Genomic DNA, 17,670 nt, shown 5'->3' on the forward strand with positions numbered 1-17,670 from the left:
CGATCGATGTCGGGCGGTTATGCCGTCGCCATGTCCGGGAACACCGCCTCGATCTTGGTCTTCAGCGTGGCCGCATTGAACGGCTTGACGATGTAGTTGTTCACGCCGGCCTTCTTGGCCGCGATCACGTTCTCGGTCTTGGATTCCGCCGTGATCATGATGAAGGGCGTGGTCGCAAGGTTGGGATCGGCGCGGACTTCCTTGAGCAGGTCGTAGCCGGTCATCGGCTCCATGTTCCAGTCGGAAATCACCAGGCCATACTTCTTGCCGCGCATCTTGTTCAGCGCTGCGGAGCCGTCGGAGGCATCGTCGATATTTTCAAATCCAAGCTGCTTGAGAAGATTCCGGATGATGCGGATCATGGTGCTGTAATCATCAACCACCAGAACCGGCATGGACAAATCAACCGCCATCTTTCCCCCCAAAACACAAACGCAACTTGGCTTCTGCACAAACGCAGCTTTCCGCCAACGACTAACAGCAGCCGTTAAACAGCGCGTTAACCGGCTGAATCCGGATTGTTACGGATTTGACGCGATTTTCGTTAGCCTTGACTTCCACGCCGCCGCCGCGTCACGGTCCGGCCCGCACCAATCATGCTTAAGAATCCTTGAAGAATACCGCTCATGAGCACCGGCTTTACCGTTATCCGCGACAACACCCCCGCAAGCGCCATTCCGAAAGGCGCCGTGGTCGCGATGGGGAATTTCGATGGCGTCCATCTCGGTCACCGCGCCGTGATCGGCGCGGCGCTTGCGATGGGCAGAGCGCGCGGCGTGCCCGCGCTCGCCGTGACCTTCGAGCCGCATCCGCGCAGCTTCTTCAGCCCGAACACTCCGCAATTCCGTCTCACGGACGAGACCAACAAGCTGCGGCTGCTCGCGGCCACCGGCCTCGCGGGCGCCGTCGTCATGACGTTCGACAAGGCGCGCGCCGGTACCACGGCACAGGATTTCATTCACCATGACCTGATCGGCCGGCTCGGCATCAGCGGGATCGCGGTCGGCTACGACTTCCATTTCGGCAAGGGCCGGGTCGGCTCGCCAAGCCTGCTGGTCAGCGAAGCGCCGCGGCTCGGCATCGAGGTCGATGTGCAGGCCCATGTCGACATCGAGGAGCGCCCGGTCTCCTCCAGCGCGATCCGCATGGCGCTCGCCGAAGGCGAGATCGCGGATGCGACCACGATGCTGGGCGGACCGTGGTTCGTCACCGGCAAGGTGGTCCACGGCGAGAAGCGCGGCCGAGATCTCGGTTACCCCACCGCCAATATCCGCCTCGACAAGCATTGCGGCTTGAAGCACGGCATCTACGCGGTGCGGGTCGGCAAGGGCTCGCAACGGTTCGACGGTGTCGCAAGCTTCGGGCGCCGGCCGACCTTCGACAACGGCGCGCCGCTGCTCGAGGTGTTCCTGTTCGACTTCAAGGGCGATCTGTACGACGCGGTCCTTGATGTCGCATTCATCGGTTTCATTCGCGAAGAGCTGAAATTCGACACCATCGAGGCGTTGATACGCCAGATGGATGACGACAGCGCCAAGGCGCGCGCGGTGCTGGCCGCGGCGCCCGACGCGTTCCCGCAGCTCGGAGTGATTGGTTGAACCGGACTGAAAAGCAAAAAATGCTGGCGGGCGAGCTGTATCGCCCGGATGCAGAGCTCGCCGCCGAGCATACAGCGGCGGAACAATGGATGGCACGCTACAATGCGTCGGGCGCGTCGTCCGCGGCCGAGTTGCACGCGCTGCTCGGCGAGCGCTTCCGCAAAGTCGGCAGGGATGCCGTGATACGCCCGCCGTTCTTCTGCGATTACGGCAGCAATATCAGCCTCGGCGACGGCGTGTTCCTCAACTTCAATTGCGTCATCCTCGACGTCGTCGAGGTCGTGATCGGCGATCGGACCCAGATCGGACCCGCGGTGCAGATTTATACCGCCGACCACCCGCGCGATGCCGAAACCCGCCGCGCCGGGCTGGAATTCGGCCGCCCGATCCGGATCGGCAGCGACGTCTGGATCGGCGGGGGTGCCATCATTCTGCCCGGCATCACGATCGGCGACGGCGCCCTGGTCGGGGCCGGCAGCGTGGTCACACGGAACGTCGCCCCCGGCGCGATCGTGGCGGGAAATCCGGCCCGGGCACGGCCGGCCTGAACCGCGCTATGCGCGGCCCTGCGAGCCACCGGGGGCTTTGCGATTTCCCCGTCCGGCTGCTATGGAAACCCCATGTTTTCGCGGCGCATCATACGGATTAGCGGCCCGGCTTCCGCCTGAGCCTGAAGGCTCGGCGCAAGACCGGGACTTCGCCGTTTCACCCGCGATTGATCGCGTATCCGCGCCCGCACCTGCCAAATCAGAGCTTTCATGTCCGACAAGCCGCAAAAGACCGACGCCCAAAAGACTGACGTTAGGGACTATTCCAAGACCCTTTACCTGCCGCAGACGGATTTCCCGATGCGCGCCGGCCTGCCCCAGCGCGAGCCGGAAATCCTGAAATACTGGAACGACATCGGCCTCTACGACAAGCTCCGCCGGGAAGCCGAGGGCCGCGCCAAATTCGTGCTGCATGACGGCCCGCCCTACGCCAACGGCAACATCCATATCGGGCACGCGCTGAACAAGATCCTCAAGGACGTCGTGACCAAGAGCCAGCAGATGCTCGGCTTCGACTCCAACTACGTGCCGGGCTGGGACTGCCACGGCCTGCCGATCGAATGGAAGATCGAGGAGGAGAACTACCGCTCCAAGGGCAAGCAGAAGCCCGACTTCCGCGACTCGGCGGCGATGGTCGCGTTCCGCAAGGAATGCCGTGCCTATGCGACGCACTGGATCAACGTACAGCGCGAGGAGTTCAAGCGGCTCGGCATCATCGGCGACTGGGACCATCCCTACCAGACGATGAGCTATCCGGCCGAGGCCCAGATCGCCCGCGAGCTGATGAAGTTCGCCGCCAACGGGACGCTCTATCGCGGCTCCAAGCCGGTGATGTGGAGCGTGGTCGAGAAGACCGCGCTGGCCGAAGCAGAGGTCGAATACGAGGACTACACCTCCGACATGGTGTGGGTGAAATTCCCGGTCACCTCGCCGGCGCATGGCGCGCTGGCCAATGCCTCGGTCGTGATCTGGACCACCACGCCGTGGACGCTGCCCGGCAACCGCGCCATCTCGTTTTCGCCGAAGATCGCCTATGGCCTCTACAAGGTGACGGATGCGCCGGCGGACAATTGGGCCAAGACCGGCGATCTCCTGATCCTGGCCGACGCGCTTGCCGCCGAGGTGTTCAAGCAGGCCCGCGTCACGTCCTATGAGAAGGTCCGCGATATTCCCGGCGACACGCTGGACGCCGTGGAATGCGCCCATCCGCTGCGCGGCTTCGGTGGCGGCTACGAATTCATCGTGCCGCTGCTGGCCGGCGAGCATGTCACCGACGACACCGGCACCGGCTTCGTGCACACCGCGCCGAGCCACGGCCGCGAGGACTTCGACGTCTGGACGGCCAACACCCGCGAGCTCGATGCGCGCGGCATCCCGACGGCGATCCCGTATACGGTCGACGAGAACGGCGCCTACACCGCGCAGGCTCCGGGCTTCACCGGCAAACGCGTGCTCAACGACAAGGGCGAGAAGGGCGATGCCAACGAGGCCGTGATCAAGGCGCTGATCGAGGCCGGCAGGCTGCTCGCGCGCGGCCGCCTCAAGCACCAGTATCCGCACTCCTGGCGCTCCAAGAAGCCGGTGATCTTCCGCAACACGCCGCAATGGTTCATCGCGATGGACAAGCCCATCGCCGAGAACGGCCATGCCAGGAAGGGCGACACGCTGCGCGCCCGCGCGCTGCACGCGATCTCGGTCACGCAATGGGTGCCGCCGGCCGGCGAGAACCGCATCAACGGCATGATCGCCAACCGTCCCGACTGGGTGATCTCGCGGCAGCGCGCCTGGGGCGTGCCGATCGCCGTGTTCGTGAGGGAGAACAGCGACGGCTCGGCCGAGATCCTGCAGGACGAGGTCGTCAACCAGCGCATCACCGAGGCGTTCATGGAGGAAGGCGCCGACGCCTGGTACATGGACGGCGCCCGCGAGCGCTTCCTTGGCAGCCGCGCGTCCGAGAACTGGAAGAAGGTCGACGACATCTGCGACGTCTGGTTCGATTCCGGCTCCACGCACGCCTTCGTGCTGGAAGACCGCCAGAACTTCCCGCAGCTCGGCAACATCGTCCGCAAGGTCGATGGCGGCAACGACACCGTGATGTATCTCGAAGGCAGCGACCAGCATCGCGGCTGGTTCCACTCGTCGCTGCTGGAAAGCGCCGGCACGCGCGGCCGCGCGCCTTATGACATCGTGCTGACCCACGGCTTCACGCTCGACGAGAACGGCCGCAAGATGTCGAAGTCGCTCGGCAACACCGTCGAGCCGCAGAAGGTGATCAAGGATTCCGGCGCGGACATCCTGCGCCTGTGGGTCTGCGCCACCGACTATGCCGACGACCAGCGCATCGGCCCGGAGATCCTCAAGAACACCATCGAGACCTACCGCAAGCTGCGCAACTCGATCCGCTGGATGCTCGGCACGCTGCATCATTTCAAGCCGAGCGAGAAGGTCGCCTTTGCCGAGATGCCCGAACTCGAGCGGCTGATGCTGCACGAGCTCGCCGGCCACACCGAGACCATCCGCAAGGCCTATGCCGACTTCGACTACAAGACCGTGGTCGCAAGCCTCGCGGCCTTCATGAACTCCGAGCTGTCGGCGTTCTACTTCGACATCCGCAAGGACACGCTGTATTGCGATCCGCCGTCCTCGGTGGCGCGCAAGGCGGCGCTGACCACGATCGATCTGCTCTGCGACGCGATCCTGAAATGGCTGGCGCCGATCCTCAGCTTCACCACCGACGAAGCCTGGCGGATGTATCGGCCGAACGCCGAGCCTTCGGTGCATCTGACTCTGTTTCCCGAAGGTCTCGAGCAGTTCCAAGACGACGCGCTTGCCGCGAAGTGGGAGACGGTCCGCAACGTCCGCCGCGTCGTCACCGGCGCGCTCGAACTCGAACGCGCCGCCAAGCGGATCGGCTCCTCGCTCGAGGCATCGCCGGTGATCTACGTCGCTGACAGGGAGATGCTGGCCACGCTGTTCGATATCGATCTTGCCGAAGTCTGCATCACCTCGAACTACGAGGTGCGCGAGGGCGAGGCGCCGGCGAACGCCTTCCGCCTCGACGCCGTGCCTGGCGTTGCCGTCGTGGTCGAGAAGGCGGTCGGCACCAAATGCGCCCGTTCGTGGAAGATCCTGCCGACGGTGGGCGAGGACGGCGAATATCCCGACGTCTCGCCGCGCGACGCGCAAGCGCTGCGCGAATGGAAGGCGCTGGAGGTCAGCATCTCCTAACTGTCCGTCGTCCCGGCGAAGGCCGGGACCCATAACCACTGCTGTCTCGAATGGACGAAGGTTGATGACCCCGAGTCATTCAAACGATACCCGACACGGCGTATGGGTCCCGGCCTTCGCCGGGACGACACCTTTGGTGGGCTGGCAATGAGCCCACCCGTGCGCGCCGGTGTGCTTGCGGCGATCATCACCCTGATCGCCGACCAGGCCTCCAAGCTCTGGCTGCTCCACGTCCTCGACATCGTGCATCACGCCCCGGTGCGGGTGACGCCGTTCTTCGACCTGGTGCTCGCCTGGAATCCGGGGATCAGTTTCGGCTGGTTCCAGAGCGAGACCCCGGCGGCCCAGATCCTGCTGATGGTGATCAAGGCCGCGGCCGTGATCGCGCTGGCGATCTGGATGGCGCGGTCGCGGACCTGGCTCGCGACGGTGTCGCTCGGCCTGATCATCGGCGGTGCCATCGGGAACGGCATCGACCGCTTTGCCTATGGCGCGGTGGTCGATTTTGCCCTGCTTCATGCCGAGATCGGGGGAAAAACCTTCAATTGGTACGTCTTCAACCTTGCCGATGTAGCCATCGTTGCTGGCGTGGCAGCCCTATTGTATGATTCCGTGGTGGGGACCCCCGCCGTAAAAGCGCCCTGATCCCGGCCGATACGAGCCGGTCAGCGGCCCACACCTGTATCAAGCGGAACTGTGCCTAAGCCAGTGATCGCTTTGGCGAATTTTGAGATGGGAATGGCGCAATGCGCAACACCAAAGCCCGCGGTTACCTGATCGAGACGTCCCGGCTGTCGCTGATGCGCGGCCTGCGCCTGGCGTTCGTCGCAGCCGGGATCGGCCTTGTCATGACGGCCGGCCCGGTGCGCGCCGGCGACGATGAAGATGACGGCGACGACGGCCTGACCTTCGAAGAGCGGATCGTCGACAATCTGATGACCGGGCTCGGCGCCAAGAGCGCGGCCAGCAAGGGCATCGACTACCGCGAGCGCTCGCCGCTGGTGGTGCCGCCGAAGCTGGATTTGCCCCCGCCGGCATCGACCGCCCAGGTCAACGCGCCGAACTGGCCGAAGGACCCTGATATTGCGGCGCGCAAGGCTGCGATCGCGGCGCGCAAGAAGGAAGTCAAGAAGGAGCCCTGGCAGTCGGCGGTAGCGTTGACGCCGGCCGAGATCGAGGCGGGCCGCAAGCAGCAGACCGCCACCGATGGGCGCAAGGAGCCGCTGGAGCCCGGCGTGAGCACCAATCCGTCGCTGATGCCGAGCCAGCTCGGTTACAACGGCGGCCTGCTTGGCATGTTCAAGGGGAACAGCAGCGAGTCCAAACCGTTCAAGGGTGAGCCGACGCGCGAATCCCTGACCGAGCCGCCGCCGGGCTACCAGACGCCGTCCGGGGGCTATGCCTACGGCACCGGCCCGCAGGCGCCGAAGGCGAAAGAAGGCCAGTACGACGTCATGACCGGAAAACCGGTGCAGTGATCGCCTGGCCTCCGCGGGCGAAGGCTGACATGAGCAAAGCTTAATGCGGGGCGGCGGGTGTCTCTCCGCTTCGTGACCATCGGCACGGGAACGACCGCGTACGATGGCTTGCTTTCGCGCCCCGGCCGGTGTCCGGGCTTTCATAAGGACCATGATGCGCTCTCGCCGATCGATCGCCCTGTTCGCTGCCGCATTCGTTTCCACCATCCCGCTGCCGGGTGCCAGCCTCCGCGCCCAGACCACCGTCACCTCGGAACGCCCCGCCAGTTTCACGCTCGACAACGGCCTGCAGGTCGTGGTGATCCCCGACCACCGCACGCCCGTGGTCACGCAGATGATCTGGTACAAGGTCGGCTCGGCCGACGAGACGCCCGGCAAATCGGGCCTCGCGCATTTCCTCGAGCATCTGATGTTCAAGGGCACCGCCAAGCATCCGGCGGGCGAGTTCTCGCAGACCGTGCTGCGCGTCGGCGGCAATGAGAACGCCTTCACCTCGGTCGACTACACCGGCTACTTCCAGCGCGTGCCGCGCGAGCAGCTGCCCACCATGATGGAGTTCGAGGCCGACCGCATGACCGGCCTGATCCTCAAGGACGAGAACGTGCTGCCGGAGCGCGATGTCGTGCTGGAGGAGTTCAACATGCGGGTTGCCAACAACCCGGATGCAAGGCTGACCGAGCAGATCATGGCCGCGCTTTATCTCAACCATCCCTATGGCCGGCCGGTGATCGGCTGGCATCAGGAGATCGAGAAGCTCGACCGCGAGGATGCGCTCGCCTTCTACCGGCGCTTCTACGCGCCGAACAACGCCATCCTGGTCATTGCCGGCGACGTCGACGTCAAGGATATCCGCCCGCTGGTCGAGAAGAACTTCGGCCCGATCCCGGCGCAGCATGCGATCCCCGAGAAGCGGGTCAGGCCGCAGGAGCCGACACCGGCCGCGCCGCGCACCGTGACGCTGTCGGATCCGCGCGTCGAGCAGCCGAGCCTGCGCCGCTATTACCTGGTGCCGTCGGCGACGACGGCGGCAGCGGGCGAGAGCCAGGCGCTCGATGTGCTCGCGCAGTTGATGGGCGGCGGCGCCAATTCCTATCTCTATCGCTCGCTGGTGATCGACAAGGGCCTCGCGATCTCGGCCGGCGCCGGCTACCAGGGCACCTCGCTCGATCCGTCGCAATTCTCGATCTCGGTGACGCCGAAACCCGGCGTCGAGTTCGCGCAGATCGAGGACGCGATCGACAAGGTGATCGCCGACCTCGCGCAGAACCCGGCGCGCGCCGAGGATCTCGAACGGGTCAAGACCCAGCTCATCGCGGAGGCGATCTACGCCCAGGATAACCAGGCGACACTGGCACGCTGGTATGGCGGCGCGCTGACCACCGGGCTCAGCATCGAGGATATCCGCAGCTGGCCGGATCGCATCCGCGCCGTCACTGCCGAGCAGGTGCGCACTGCTGCCGCCAGTTGGCTCGACAAGAAGCGGTCGGTGACCGGCTATCTGATCAAGGATACTGCGCCGAAACGCGAGGAGAAGCGCTCGTGATCTATTCCCTCACCCGCCGTGCGGCGCTGATCGGCGGCGCCTGCACCGCGCTGCTGACGCTGACGTCGGCGCCCTCGCAGGCTGCGGCCAAGATCCAGCGGCTGGTATCGCCCGGCGGCATCGAGGCGTGGTTCGTGCAGGACGCGACCGTGCCGCTGATCGCAATGGAATATGCCTTCAGCGGCGGCGCCAGCCAGGATCCGCCCGGCAAGCCCGGCGTCGGCAATCTGGTCGCCGACCTGCTCGACGAGGGTTCCGGCGATCTCGATTCCAAGACCTATCATGAGCGGCTCGAGCGCCGCGCCATCGAGCTCAGCTTCCAGTCGAACCGCGATCAATTCCGCGGCTCGCTGCGCATGCTCAAGGACAACAAGGACGAAGCCTACGACCTGTTGCGGATGGCGCTGACCTCGCCGCACTTCGAGCCGAAGGACGTCGAACGGATCCGCGCCCAGGTGATCGCCAATCTGCGCCGCGAATCGACCAATCCGTCCTCGCTCGCCGGCCGCAAGTTCCTCGAGCTCGCATTCGGCGATCATCCCTATGCCAGGACGGCCACCGGCACGCTCGACAGCGTGCCGACCATCCAGATCCCGGATCTCAAGGACTATACCCGCCGCATCATCGCCAAGGATACGCTGCGCGTTGCCGTGGTCGGCGACGTCGATCCCGATACGCTCGGCAAGCTGCTGGACAAGACCTTTGGCGGCCTGCCGGCGAAAGCCGAATTGACGCCCGTCCCCGACGTCGTGGCGACCAGGCCGCCGCAGCGCGCCTTCGTCCCGCTCGACGTGCCGCAGACCGTCGTCACCTTCGGCGGCCCCGGCATTGCCAGGCATGACCCGGACTTCATGGCGGCCTATGTGGTGAACCACATTCTCGGCGGCGGCGGATTGTCGTCGCGGCTCTACAAGGAAGTGCGCGAGAAGCGCGGGCTGGCCTACTCGATCTATGAAGCGCTGGTCTGGATGGATCACTCCTCGCTGTTCATCGGCAACACCGGCACCCGCGCCGATCGCGCCGGCGAGACCGTCGATGCGATCGAAGCGGAAGTGCGCCGCATCGCCGAGGAAGGTCCGACGCAGAAGGAGCTCGACGAGGCGAAGTCCTACCTGAAGGGCTCGCAGATGCTGGCGCTCGACACCTCCTCCAAGCTCGCGCAGGCGATGCTGCAATACCAGCTCGACAAGCTGCCGATCGATTACATCGAGAAGCGCAACGCCATCGTCGACGCGGTGACGCTCGACGATGCCAAGCGGGTCGCCAAAAAGCTCTGGGGCAACGGCCTACTCACCGCAATCGTCGGCCGCGCCCCGCAAGCCGCGGCGCAGCCGGTGTCGGCGCCGCCGAAGGCGAACTGACGCGTTTCGGCGGGCCACCTTCCCTCTCCAACCCCGAGAGCGAGCTTCGCTCGCCTCGGCCCCCGCAAGGGGGGAGAAGGGGGAGCCGCGCACTCGGACGCCGACGTAACAACCACTGCATCAACACCACCCAAGCAGATCCAAACCCGCTATCCTGCGGCCTGCCGATTCTTCCCTCCACGGGTGATGTCATGCTGCGGGTGTCCCGCGACCTTACGATCGATGAGAACGACATTGAGATCGTCTTTGTCCGCGCCTCCGGCCCGGGCGGACAGAATGTCAACAAGGTCTCGACCGCAGCGCAGCTTCGCTTCGACACCAACAAGATTGCATTGCCGGCAGACGCCGCGCAGCGGCTGGCGCGGCTCGCCGGCAGCCGCATGACCAAGGAAGGCGTGATCGTGATCCACGCCTTCCGCTTTCGCACCCAGGAACGCAATCGCGCTGATGCGATCGAGCGGCTGCTCGAGATGTTGAGGGAGGCGATGATGCGGCCGACACCGCGGCGGCCGACCAAGCCGACGCTCGGCTCCAAGCAGCGCCGGCTCGAGGGCAAGAAACGCCGCAGCGACATCAAGGCGGGGCGCGGGGCGCGTCGTTTCGACGATTAGATCATAATGCGTTTCCACGGAATCGCATCATGATCTCATCTCCTTGTTTGAGCATGATCTTTTCGGAAAACCGGTTTCCACTTTTCCGGATCATGCTCCAGGGAACGCCGGACGCAGCGCACGCGGCACTGCATCCGGGATCCGGTCAGCGTAACCAGAAGCGTTTTCGCGCGAAGCGGATGTCGGTTCGCGCGAAGGAACGCGTCAGAACAAGAAGCCTGAGCCTTGGTTCCGATTGATCAGAACCGCGAAGGCCCTCGTGCTTCAGTACTTCTTGGTTGCGGGCGCCATCTCGGAACCACCCGACTTCGGTGCCGTGCGTCCGCTGCCGACCGTTCCCTTGCTGCCCGACTTGGCGGCGGCGCCGCTCTTCTGCGTCGTCGCGCCAGGTTGCGCCGTCATTTCCTCATCGCCGCTGCCGGACATGCCGCCGCCCTGCTGCATGGTACCTCTGCCCTGTGCACCGCCGCGGGTATCCGGTGCAGTCGTTCCCTGTGCCAGGACGGGGCCGGCCATCGCGGCCGAGATGGCAAGGGCGAGCACGCTGGTTTTTGCAAACGTCATCCATTTCTCCTGGGACTTTAATTGACGATGGAGGAGCGGCGCAGGTGGTGCGCCGTTTGCAGCGCCGACCCTGAACCCCATCGCGCAAGACTGCATTTTCCGCAAACGGCGCACACGAGATGCAAGCTGCGTCGTGTGGTGATCGTGCAGGGATTTCGCGGTCATTTTGCGAAATTGTCGTCCGCATATGCGGCAACCACCGGTTCCGCGCCAGATCACCGCCCAGCTTTGTTCTGCTGTGAAACAGCCCGCTACTACCAACGGCGGATTTCAGCCTCCTACAGTCACCGCACAGAGGCGGTGATGTAGATGACAAAGCTGCGCGCAAGGTGGACGTTGGGGCTGGGATTTTGCAGCGCAATGCTTGCAGTGCAAATGGCCGGCGCGCAGATGCCCTTGCCCGCCGCCAAGCCGCCCGATGGGGCGACGCTGTTCAAGCAGCAATGCGCGACCTGCCACACCACTAACATGTCGGATGCCGTCCGGCAGGGACCGTCGCTCTACAAGGTCGTCGGCCGTCACGCCGGCAAGGCCGACGGCTTCAAATATTCCGCGGGCTTCAGCAAGGCCGACTTCGTCTGGGACGACGCCAGGCTCGACGCCTGGCTGACCAATCCGCAGGAGGTGATCCCCGGCGCCGTGATGGCCTACCGGCAGGCCAAGCCGGAAACCCGCGCCATGATCATCGCCTATCTGAAGGAGCTGAACTGAATGGCGAAACCCGTGCATTCGATGATCCGCGTGTTCGACGAAGGAAAAGCGCTCGACTTCTACCAGCGCGCGTTTGGCCTGGAGATCGCGGACAATCTGAGATTTCCCGATTTCGCGCTGATCTATCTGCGCCATCCCTCCTCGCCGTTCGAGGTCGAGCTCACGGTCAACTTCGATCGCAAGGAGCCCTACACGCTCGGCGACGGCTACGGCCATCTCGCCGTCATCGTCGATGACGTCGATGCCGAGCACGCGCGCTTCGAAAAGGAGAAACTGTCGCCCGGGCCGCTGCGCGACTTCAAGCACGAGGGCAAGACGCTGGCGCGCTTCTTCTTCGTCTCCGATCCCGACGGCTACAAGATCGAGGTGATCCAGCGCGGCGGGCGCTTCGGCTAGAGCATGCTCAGACAACAAGGCAATTGCACAAATAAAAATTGACGGAGGAACCCATGAGAGAAATCGATCGACGCAGCAAATATGACCGGCGTGTCTTTCTCAAAGGCGCGGCCGTGACCGCACCCGCAGTCGCGATTGCGACCTCGACGGGGCTCGGCATCACCGATGCGTGGGCCGAAGGCGCCACGACGCTGACGCCGGCCACGATGAAGACGTTGCTGAAGATGGCGCGCGACATCTATCCGCACGATTTCCTCGGCGACAGCTACTACATAGCAGCGGTCAAGCCGTATGACGAGAAGGCCGCGAAGGATCCGGCGGTCAAGTCGCTGATCAATGACGGCGTCACGAGGCTCGATCAGGCGGCCAACGACCGCCACAAGATGCCTTATGTCGAGGTCGCCTGGGAAAACGATCGCGTCGCGCTGCTGCAACAGATCGAACCGAGCGCCTTCTTCCAGAAGATCCGCGGCGACCTCATCGTCTCCATCTACAACAACAAGGAGGTGTGGCCGCGGTTCGGCTACGAGGGCTCCTCGGCCGAGCATGGCGGCTACATCAAGCGCGGCTTCGCCGATATCGACTGGCTGCCGAAGGTCTAACGGGTCGGGAGGAAACAATGGCAAAATTCGATCTGAATGACAGCGGCGTTGTGGTGATCGTCGGCTCCGGTGCCGGCGGCGGAACGCTCGGCAATGAACTGGCGCAGAAGGGCGTCAAGGTCGTGATCCTCGAGGCCGGCCCGCGCATCGAGAACCAGGACTTCATCAACGATGAATGGGACAGCTTCACCCAGCTCGCCTGGTCCGACGCGCGCTCGACCTCGGGCAGCTGGCGCGTCCACCAGGACTTTCCGGGCCTGCCGGCCTGGATCGTGAAGGCGGTCGGCGGCTCGACCACGCACTGGGCGGGCGCCTCGCTGCGCTTCGACGAGCACGAGTTCAAGATCAAGTCGGCCTATGGCGCCATTCCCGGCGCCAACCTGATCGACTGGCCGATCACGCTCGCCGAGATGGAGCCGTGGTACGCCAAGGCCGAGGACAAGATGGGCGTCACCCGCACCAACGGCATCCCAGGGCTGCCCGGCAACAATAACTTCAAGGTGATGGAAGCCGGCGCCAGGAAGCTCGGCTACAAGGAGGTGCACACCGGGCGGATGGCGATCAACAGCGAGCCGCGCGACGGCCGCGGCTCCTGCCAGCAGATCGGCTTCTGCTTCCAGGGCTGCAAGTCGGGCGCCAAATGGTCGACGCTCTACACCGAGATCCCGAAGGGCGAAGCCACCGGCAATCTCGAAGTGCGCCCCGGCAGCATGGTGATCAAGATCGAGCACGACCAGTCCGGCAAGGTCACCGGCGTGGTCTACGCCGATGCGACGGGCGCGATGCAGCGCCAGAAGGCCCGCGTCGTCGCGGTCGCCGGCAACTCGATCGAGAGCCCGCGGCTCTTGCTCAACAGCGCGTCCAGCATGTTCCCGGACGGGCTCGCCAATTCATCCGGCCAGGTCGGCCGCAACTACATGCGGCATATGACCGGCAGCGTGTATGCGAGCTTCGAGAAATCGGTGCACATGTATCGCGGCACCACGATGGCCGGCATCATCCGCGACGAGGCCAAGAACGATCCGAAGCGCGGCTTCGTCGGCGGCTACGAGATGGAGACGCTGTCGCTCGGCCTGCCCTTCATGGCCGCGTTCCTCAATCCCGGCGCCTGGGGACGCAGCTTCACCAGCGCGATCGAGGGCTATCCGCGGATGGCCGGCATGTGGCTGGTCGGCGAGGACATGCCGCAGGAGACCAACCGCATCACGCTGGATCCGAAGATCAAGGACAAGTTCGGCATGCCGGTCGCCAGCGTGCATTTCGACGATCATCCGAACGACGTCGCAATGCGCGACCATGCCTACAAGCAGGGCTCCGCGGTCTATGAGGCGGTCGGTGCCACCGTCACCTATCCGACGCCGCCCTATCCCTCGACCCACAACATGGGCACCAACCGGATGAGCGAGAAGCCGCGCGACGGCGTGGTCAACAAGTTCGGCCAGACCCACGACATCAAGAACCTGTTCGTTTCCGACGGCAGCCAGTTCACGTCAGGCGCAGCGTGCAACCCGACGCTGACGATCGTGTCGCTGGCGATCCGCCAGGCCGACCACATCGCCGGCGCGATGCAGCGCAAGGAGATCTAGACCAGACGACCATTCGAACCGAGTCGCGGATTCCGCCTCACGTCGCCCCGCGCGCGGGGAGAGGTCGGAGCGCATCGTTAGATGCGTTCCGGGTGAGGGGGAGTCTCCGCAAACGCAGCTGTCACCGGATACGCGGAGACGGCCCCTCACCCCAACCCTCTCCCCGCAAGAACGGGGCGAGGGAGCGCAGCGCCGTCGTGGTCGCCACTGCGCTTTAGCAAGAAAATACAATTCCCCTCTCACTGAAGCGGCCTTGCCCAACTGGACAAGGCCGCTTTCTTCTTTGCGTGATGGACCGGTGCGAAATCTATTCCGCCGCATCCATGATCGCCGCCGCCCCGCGATAGTCCGGGACCACCGCCGGAGCATTGGCCTTGGCGCGGTAGATCAGGCAGGAGCAGCGCAGCAGCGACGCGAAATTGTTCACCTCGCCGTGATGATCGAGCACCTCGTTGTGCAGGGTGGTGAGGAACTTGGCCAGCGTCATGCCTTCCTTGGCCGCGATCTCCTCCAGCGTGTCCCAGAACGACATTTCCAGCCGGATCGAGGTGCAATGGCCGTCGATCCGCAACGATCGGGTCTGCGATTCATAGTCGCGTTGCGGCTGATGCGCGAAAAGATGGCACATGGCGTTCCTCCGGCGAGAACTTATAATTTTTCTAAACGATATACCTGTGCGCGCGGCCCCACAATCGGGACGTAGGGCGTGACGCGCCGGCCGCCGAAGCCAAGCGTCTTCAAGGCGATAGGCCGGAATCATCCCCAACCTGCTTGCGGCCGCCAGATCGGTCCCATGCATTTGCCGGCGCGGCGATTTATAGTAACGGCCAGTCTCGAATCGCGCTCCGAACGTCCAATCCATGCCTGTCCGCCAGCTTCCCGAACAGCTCGTCAACCGCATCGCCGCCGGCGAAGTGGTCGAACGCCCCGCGAGCGTGGTCAAGGAACTGGTCGAGAACGCGATCGACGCCGGAGCCAGCCGGATCGACGTTTTCACCGATGGCGGCGGGCGGCGCCGGATCGGCATCACCGACGATGGCGGCGGCATGACCCGCGCCGACCTCGCGCTCGCGGTCGACCGCCACGCCACCTCCAAGCTCGACGACGAAGACCTGCTGCGCATCCGCACGCTCGGCTTCCGCGGCGAGGCGCTGCCCTCGATCGGGGCGGTCGCAAAGCTCGGCATCACGACGCGTCATGCCAGCGAGCCGCATGCCTGGTCGCTGTCGGTCGAAGGCGGCGAGAAGTCGGAGGTCATGCCGGCCGCGCTCGGCCAGGGCACCCGCGTCGAGGTCAACGAACTCTTCTACGCAACGCCGGCGCGGCTGAAATTCCTCAAGACCGACCGCACCGAGGCGGAGGCGATCCGCGAGGTGGTGCGCCGCCTCGGCATGGCGCGCCCGGACATCGCCTTCACGCTGGCCGGCGAAGAGCGCGCGCCGGTCACCTGGGCCGCAGCGCTGCCCGGCGCGGCCGGCCGGCTGACCCGGCTCGGCGACATCCTGGGTGCGGATTTTCGTGCCAACGCGATCGAGGTGCGCGCCGAGCGCGAGGGCGTCGTGGTCGAAGGCTTTGCCGCCGCGCCGTCGCTGACCCGCGCCAATGCGCTCGGGCAATATCTGTTCGTCAACGGCCGCCCGGTGCGCGACAAGCTGATCCTCGGCGCCGTGCGCGCGGCCTATTCCGACTATCTGCCGCGCGACCGCCATCCCGTCGTGGCTCTGTTCGTGACCTGCGACCCCGAGGGCGTCGATGCCAATGTGCATCCGGCCAAGACCGAGGTGCGCTTCCGCAATGCCGGCCTGGTCCGCGCGCTGATCGTGCACGCCCTGAAGGAAGGCCTCGCACGCGAAGGCAGGCGCACCGCGGCCAATACCGCCGACGGCGCCGCGCTCTCGGCCTTCCGCCCCGCCTTCACCACGCCGCCGCGTCCGGGCAATTGGGACTGGCGCGGCTCGCCGTCCTATCCGGCTGGTCCGCTGCGCGCGTTCGACGGTGCGGCGGCGCCCGCCTTCGCCGAGCCCGGACAGGCCGCCTTCGACGTCGGCGCGCCGACCGCCGATGTGCGCTTCGAAGCCGCGCCCGCGCCAGACCTGCTCGACCGGCCGCTCGGCGCCGCGCGCACCCAGATCCACGAGACCTACATCGTCTCGCAGACCCGCGATGGCCTCATCGTGGTCGACCAGCACGCGGCGCATGAGCGCATCGTCTATGAGAAGCTGAAGGCCTCGCTGGCGAAGAACGGCGTGCAGCGGCAGATCCTCTTGATCCCCGAGATCGTCGAGCTCGATGAGGCGACTGTCGAGAAGATGCTCGATCGCGCCGAGGAATTGGCATCGTTCGGGCTCGCGATCGAATCCTTCGGCCCCGGCGCGGTCGCCGTGCGCGAAACGCCCTCGCTGCTCGGCAAGGCCAATGCGGCTGGGCTGTTGCGCGACCTCGCCGAGCACATGGCCGAGTGGGACGAGGCGCTGCCGCTGGAGCGCCGGCTGATGCACGTCGCCGCCACCATGGCCTGCCACGGCTCGGTCCGCGCCGGCCGCCGCCTCAAGCCGGAAGAGATGAACGCGCTGCTCCGCGAGATGGAAGACACGCCGAACTCCGGCCAGTGCAACCACGGCCGCCCGACCTATGTCGAATTGAAGCTGAGCGATATCGAGAAGCTGTTCGGGCGGCGGTAGTCTCCATCCCCGTCGTCCCGGGCAAACCAACGGGTCGGCGCAAAGCGCGGCCCTATGATAAACTCAGCGAAACCCATCATCTCTCCCGCGGCCCGGAAGTCGATGGGTTTCGCTGGCTCTACCCACTCTACGAATTGTTCCGCCGGGCAAACACGTCCAGCAACCGTGCGAAGTTGCGCGATCCATTCGTGACCGTCCTCGAACCCGCCTGCCGCGATCCGCGTGCAGATCTGATCGAGATCTTCGCCCCCAGGTGATGCTTGATCCTTGCCGACCTGCCTCGCAATCGCGACATAGCCCCCCGTCAGCAGCACGAGGCCGGGCGCGCTCGCGACAACATAATGCTCGCGTGCTTCGCGAAACATGCTGATCGCCTCCTCATAGCGGCCAAGCGCCAGGTCAAACGCCCCCACCATCCAGACGCCCGTCGCCTCGCGCAGCGGTCCGAGCTCCAGAGTCCGCACCAGCCGGAGCGAACGTTCCGCAAGCTCGCGTGCGGCCAGCAGATTGTCCTGATTGATCGGCTTATCGGACACGCTCCAACCCGGCCAGCAATCGGCCGCCGCATTGAACGTCCAGCGCTGGACCATCATGAGCACTTCACGTTCGTCACCATCCCGCGCGCCGCAACCGTGCTCGATCTGATCGGCGGCATCGCGCGCTGCCGCAAGCAGCGCCGCATCATCGCCAGCGCCGCGCAACGCCTTGACCTGCGTCTCCAGCTGACCGGCCAGCCCGGCAAGAGTGTCGGCCATGGTTCGCG

Annotated in this window: 17 protein-coding genes; 13 read left to right on the forward strand and 4 right to left on the reverse strand. The window is 65.2% G+C overall.

Annotated elements, in window-relative coordinates; genetic code table 11:
- Nucleotides 1–17 precede the first annotated feature (17 nt).
- Nucleotides 18–413 carry a response regulator gene (locus J2R76_RS21260; protein ID WP_016844467.1) on the reverse strand — a complete coding sequence of 132 codons (396 nt, stop codon included), beginning with the start codon at nt 411–413 and terminating at the stop codon, nt 18–20.
- 213 nt (nt 414–626) lie between these two features.
- Here J2R76_RS21260 and J2R76_RS21265 point away from each other — a divergent pair, with 213 nt between their 5' ends.
- The 8 genes from J2R76_RS21265 to arfB all read left to right on the forward strand — a co-directional run bounded on the left by J2R76_RS21265 (nt 627) and on the right by arfB (nt 10,367).
- On the forward strand, nt 627–1,598 hold the full coding sequence (locus J2R76_RS21265; RefSeq protein ID WP_076825550.1) for a bifunctional riboflavin kinase/FAD synthetase: 972 nt from the start codon (nt 627–629) through the stop codon (nt 1,596–1,598).
- The gene (locus J2R76_RS21270) at nt 1,595–2,146 is read left to right on the forward strand and encodes a sugar O-acetyltransferase (protein ID WP_253624898.1); all 552 of its coding nucleotides are present in this window, start codon (nt 1,595–1,597) and stop codon (nt 2,144–2,146) included. The genes J2R76_RS21265 and J2R76_RS21270 overlap by 4 nt, the downstream gene beginning before the upstream one ends.
- Nucleotides 2,147–2,356: 210 nt before the next feature.
- Nucleotides 2,357–5,374, forward strand: a complete 3,018-nt coding sequence (gene ileS / locus J2R76_RS21275; RefSeq protein ID WP_253624899.1) for an isoleucine--tRNA ligase — start codon at nt 2,357–2,359, stop codon at nt 5,372–5,374.
- A 147-nt stretch (nt 5,375–5,521) separates the two neighbouring features.
- The gene (gene lspA, locus J2R76_RS21280) at nt 5,522–6,019 is read left to right on the forward strand and encodes a signal peptidase II (RefSeq protein ID WP_253626069.1); all 498 of its coding nucleotides are present in this window, start codon (nt 5,522–5,524) and stop codon (nt 6,017–6,019) included.
- 101 nt (nt 6,020–6,120) lie between these two features.
- Nucleotides 6,121–6,852, forward strand: a complete 732-nt coding sequence (locus J2R76_RS21285) for a hypothetical protein (RefSeq protein WP_076825555.1) — start codon at nt 6,121–6,123, stop codon at nt 6,850–6,852.
- Between the two features lie 151 nt (nt 6,853–7,003).
- Nucleotides 7,004–8,395, forward strand: a complete 1,392-nt coding sequence (locus tag J2R76_RS21290) for a pitrilysin family protein (protein WP_194295318.1) — start codon at nt 7,004–7,006, stop codon at nt 8,393–8,395.
- Complete coding sequence (locus tag J2R76_RS21295) at nt 8,392–9,756, forward strand: pitrilysin family protein (RefSeq protein WP_194295319.1); 1,365 nt, start codon at nt 8,392–8,394, stop codon at nt 9,754–9,756. Before J2R76_RS21290 ends, J2R76_RS21295 begins: the two co-directional genes overlap by 4 nt.
- Nucleotides 9,757–9,947: 191 nt before the next feature.
- Nucleotides 9,948–10,367 carry an alternative ribosome rescue aminoacyl-tRNA hydrolase ArfB gene (arfB, locus tag J2R76_RS21300; RefSeq protein ID WP_057016633.1) on the forward strand — a complete coding sequence of 140 codons (420 nt, stop codon included), beginning with the start codon at nt 9,948–9,950 and terminating at the stop codon, nt 10,365–10,367.
- Between the two features lie 264 nt (nt 10,368–10,631).
- Here arfB and J2R76_RS21305 read toward each other — a convergent pair whose 3' ends face one another.
- Complete coding sequence (locus tag J2R76_RS21305) at nt 10,632–10,931, reverse strand: hypothetical protein (protein WP_057016634.1); 300 nt, start codon at nt 10,929–10,931, stop codon at nt 10,632–10,634.
- A 390-nt stretch (nt 10,932–11,321) separates the two neighbouring features.
- Between J2R76_RS21305 and J2R76_RS21310 the strand changes: the two genes are divergently transcribed.
- The 4 genes from J2R76_RS21310 to J2R76_RS21325 are packed head-to-tail and all read left to right on the forward strand — an operon-like array spanning nt 11,322 to nt 14,226.
- Nucleotides 11,322–11,642 carry a cytochrome c family protein gene (locus J2R76_RS21310; RefSeq protein ID WP_253626070.1) on the forward strand — a complete coding sequence of 107 codons (321 nt, stop codon included), beginning with the start codon at nt 11,322–11,324 and terminating at the stop codon, nt 11,640–11,642.
- Nucleotides 11,643–12,038, forward strand: coding sequence for a VOC family protein (locus tag J2R76_RS21315; RefSeq protein ID WP_253624900.1), 396 nt, complete (start codon nt 11,643–11,645; stop codon nt 12,036–12,038). It abuts the gene before it with no gap.
- A gap of 53 nt (nt 12,039–12,091) precedes the next feature.
- A complete protein-coding gene (locus tag J2R76_RS21320; protein ID WP_057016636.1) occupies nt 12,092–12,640 on the forward strand; it encodes a twin-arginine translocation pathway signal in 549 nt (182 codons plus the stop codon).
- Between the two features lie 17 nt (nt 12,641–12,657).
- A complete protein-coding gene (locus J2R76_RS21325; protein WP_253624901.1) occupies nt 12,658–14,226 on the forward strand; it encodes a GMC family oxidoreductase in 1,569 nt (522 codons plus the stop codon).
- Between the two features lie 307 nt (nt 14,227–14,533).
- On the opposite strand, the gene J2R76_RS21330 is transcribed toward J2R76_RS21325, so the two are convergent.
- The gene (locus J2R76_RS21330; protein ID WP_016848007.1) at nt 14,534–14,854 is read right to left on the reverse strand and encodes a ribbon-helix-helix domain-containing protein; all 321 of its coding nucleotides are present in this window, start codon (nt 14,852–14,854) and stop codon (nt 14,534–14,536) included.
- Between the two features lie 232 nt (nt 14,855–15,086).
- Between J2R76_RS21330 and mutL the strand changes: the two genes are divergently transcribed.
- Entirely contained in the window at nt 15,087–16,907 is a 1,821-nt protein-coding gene (gene mutL / locus J2R76_RS21335) for a DNA mismatch repair endonuclease MutL (RefSeq protein ID WP_253624902.1), read from the forward strand.
- Here the strand turns inward: mutL and J2R76_RS21340 are convergent.
- Nucleotides 16,856–17,662: a tetratricopeptide repeat protein gene (locus J2R76_RS21340; protein ID WP_253624903.1), complete on the reverse strand. Its 807-nt coding sequence runs from the start codon at nt 17,660–17,662 to the stop codon at nt 16,856–16,858. The genes mutL and J2R76_RS21340 overlap by 52 nt on opposite strands.
- Nucleotides 17,663–17,670: the final 8 nt, after the last annotated feature.

This window comes from Bradyrhizobium sp. USDA 4532 (assembly GCF_024171315.1).
Lineage (GTDB): Bacteria > Pseudomonadota > Alphaproteobacteria > Rhizobiales > Xanthobacteraceae > Bradyrhizobium > Bradyrhizobium australafricanum.

What these genes read in the sequence shown, in the direction of transcription:
- J2R76_RS21260 (WP_016844467.1), bottom strand. Translation starts at nt 413, where the DNA reads ATGGCGGTTGATTTGTCCATGCCGGTTCTGGTGGTTGATGATTACAGC.
- J2R76_RS21265 (WP_076825550.1), top strand. Translation starts at nt 627, where the DNA reads ATGAGCACCGGCTTTACCGTTATCCGCGACAACACCCCCGCAAGCGCC.
- ileS (WP_253624899.1), top strand. Translation starts at nt 2,357, where the DNA reads ATGTCCGACAAGCCGCAAAAGACCGACGCCCAAAAGACTGACGTTAGG.
- lspA (WP_253626069.1), top strand. Translation starts at nt 5,522, where the DNA reads ATGAGCCCACCCGTGCGCGCCGGTGTGCTTGCGGCGATCATCACCCTG.
- J2R76_RS21285 (WP_076825555.1), top strand. Translation starts at nt 6,121, where the DNA reads ATGCGCAACACCAAAGCCCGCGGTTACCTGATCGAGACGTCCCGGCTG.
- J2R76_RS21290 (WP_194295318.1), top strand. Translation starts at nt 7,004, where the DNA reads ATGATGCGCTCTCGCCGATCGATCGCCCTGTTCGCTGCCGCATTCGTT.
- arfB (WP_057016633.1), top strand. Translation starts at nt 9,948, where the DNA reads ATGCTGCGGGTGTCCCGCGACCTTACGATCGATGAGAACGACATTGAG.
- J2R76_RS21305 (WP_057016634.1), bottom strand. Translation starts at nt 10,931, where the DNA reads ATGACGTTTGCAAAAACCAGCGTGCTCGCCCTTGCCATCTCGGCCGCG.
- J2R76_RS21310 (WP_253626070.1), top strand. Translation starts at nt 11,322, where the DNA reads ATGCCCTTGCCCGCCGCCAAGCCGCCCGATGGGGCGACGCTGTTCAAG.
- J2R76_RS21315 (WP_253624900.1), top strand. Translation starts at nt 11,643, where the DNA reads ATGGCGAAACCCGTGCATTCGATGATCCGCGTGTTCGACGAAGGAAAA.
- J2R76_RS21320 (WP_057016636.1), top strand. Translation starts at nt 12,092, where the DNA reads ATGAGAGAAATCGATCGACGCAGCAAATATGACCGGCGTGTCTTTCTC.
- J2R76_RS21325 (WP_253624901.1), top strand. Translation starts at nt 12,658, where the DNA reads ATGGCAAAATTCGATCTGAATGACAGCGGCGTTGTGGTGATCGTCGGC.
- J2R76_RS21330 (WP_016848007.1), bottom strand. Translation starts at nt 14,854, where the DNA reads ATGTGCCATCTTTTCGCGCATCAGCCGCAACGCGACTATGAATCGCAG.
- mutL (WP_253624902.1), top strand. Translation starts at nt 15,087, where the DNA reads ATGCCTGTCCGCCAGCTTCCCGAACAGCTCGTCAACCGCATCGCCGCC.
- J2R76_RS21340 (WP_253624903.1), bottom strand. Translation starts at nt 17,662, where the DNA reads ATGGCCGACACTCTTGCCGGGCTGGCCGGTCAGCTGGAGACGCAGGTC.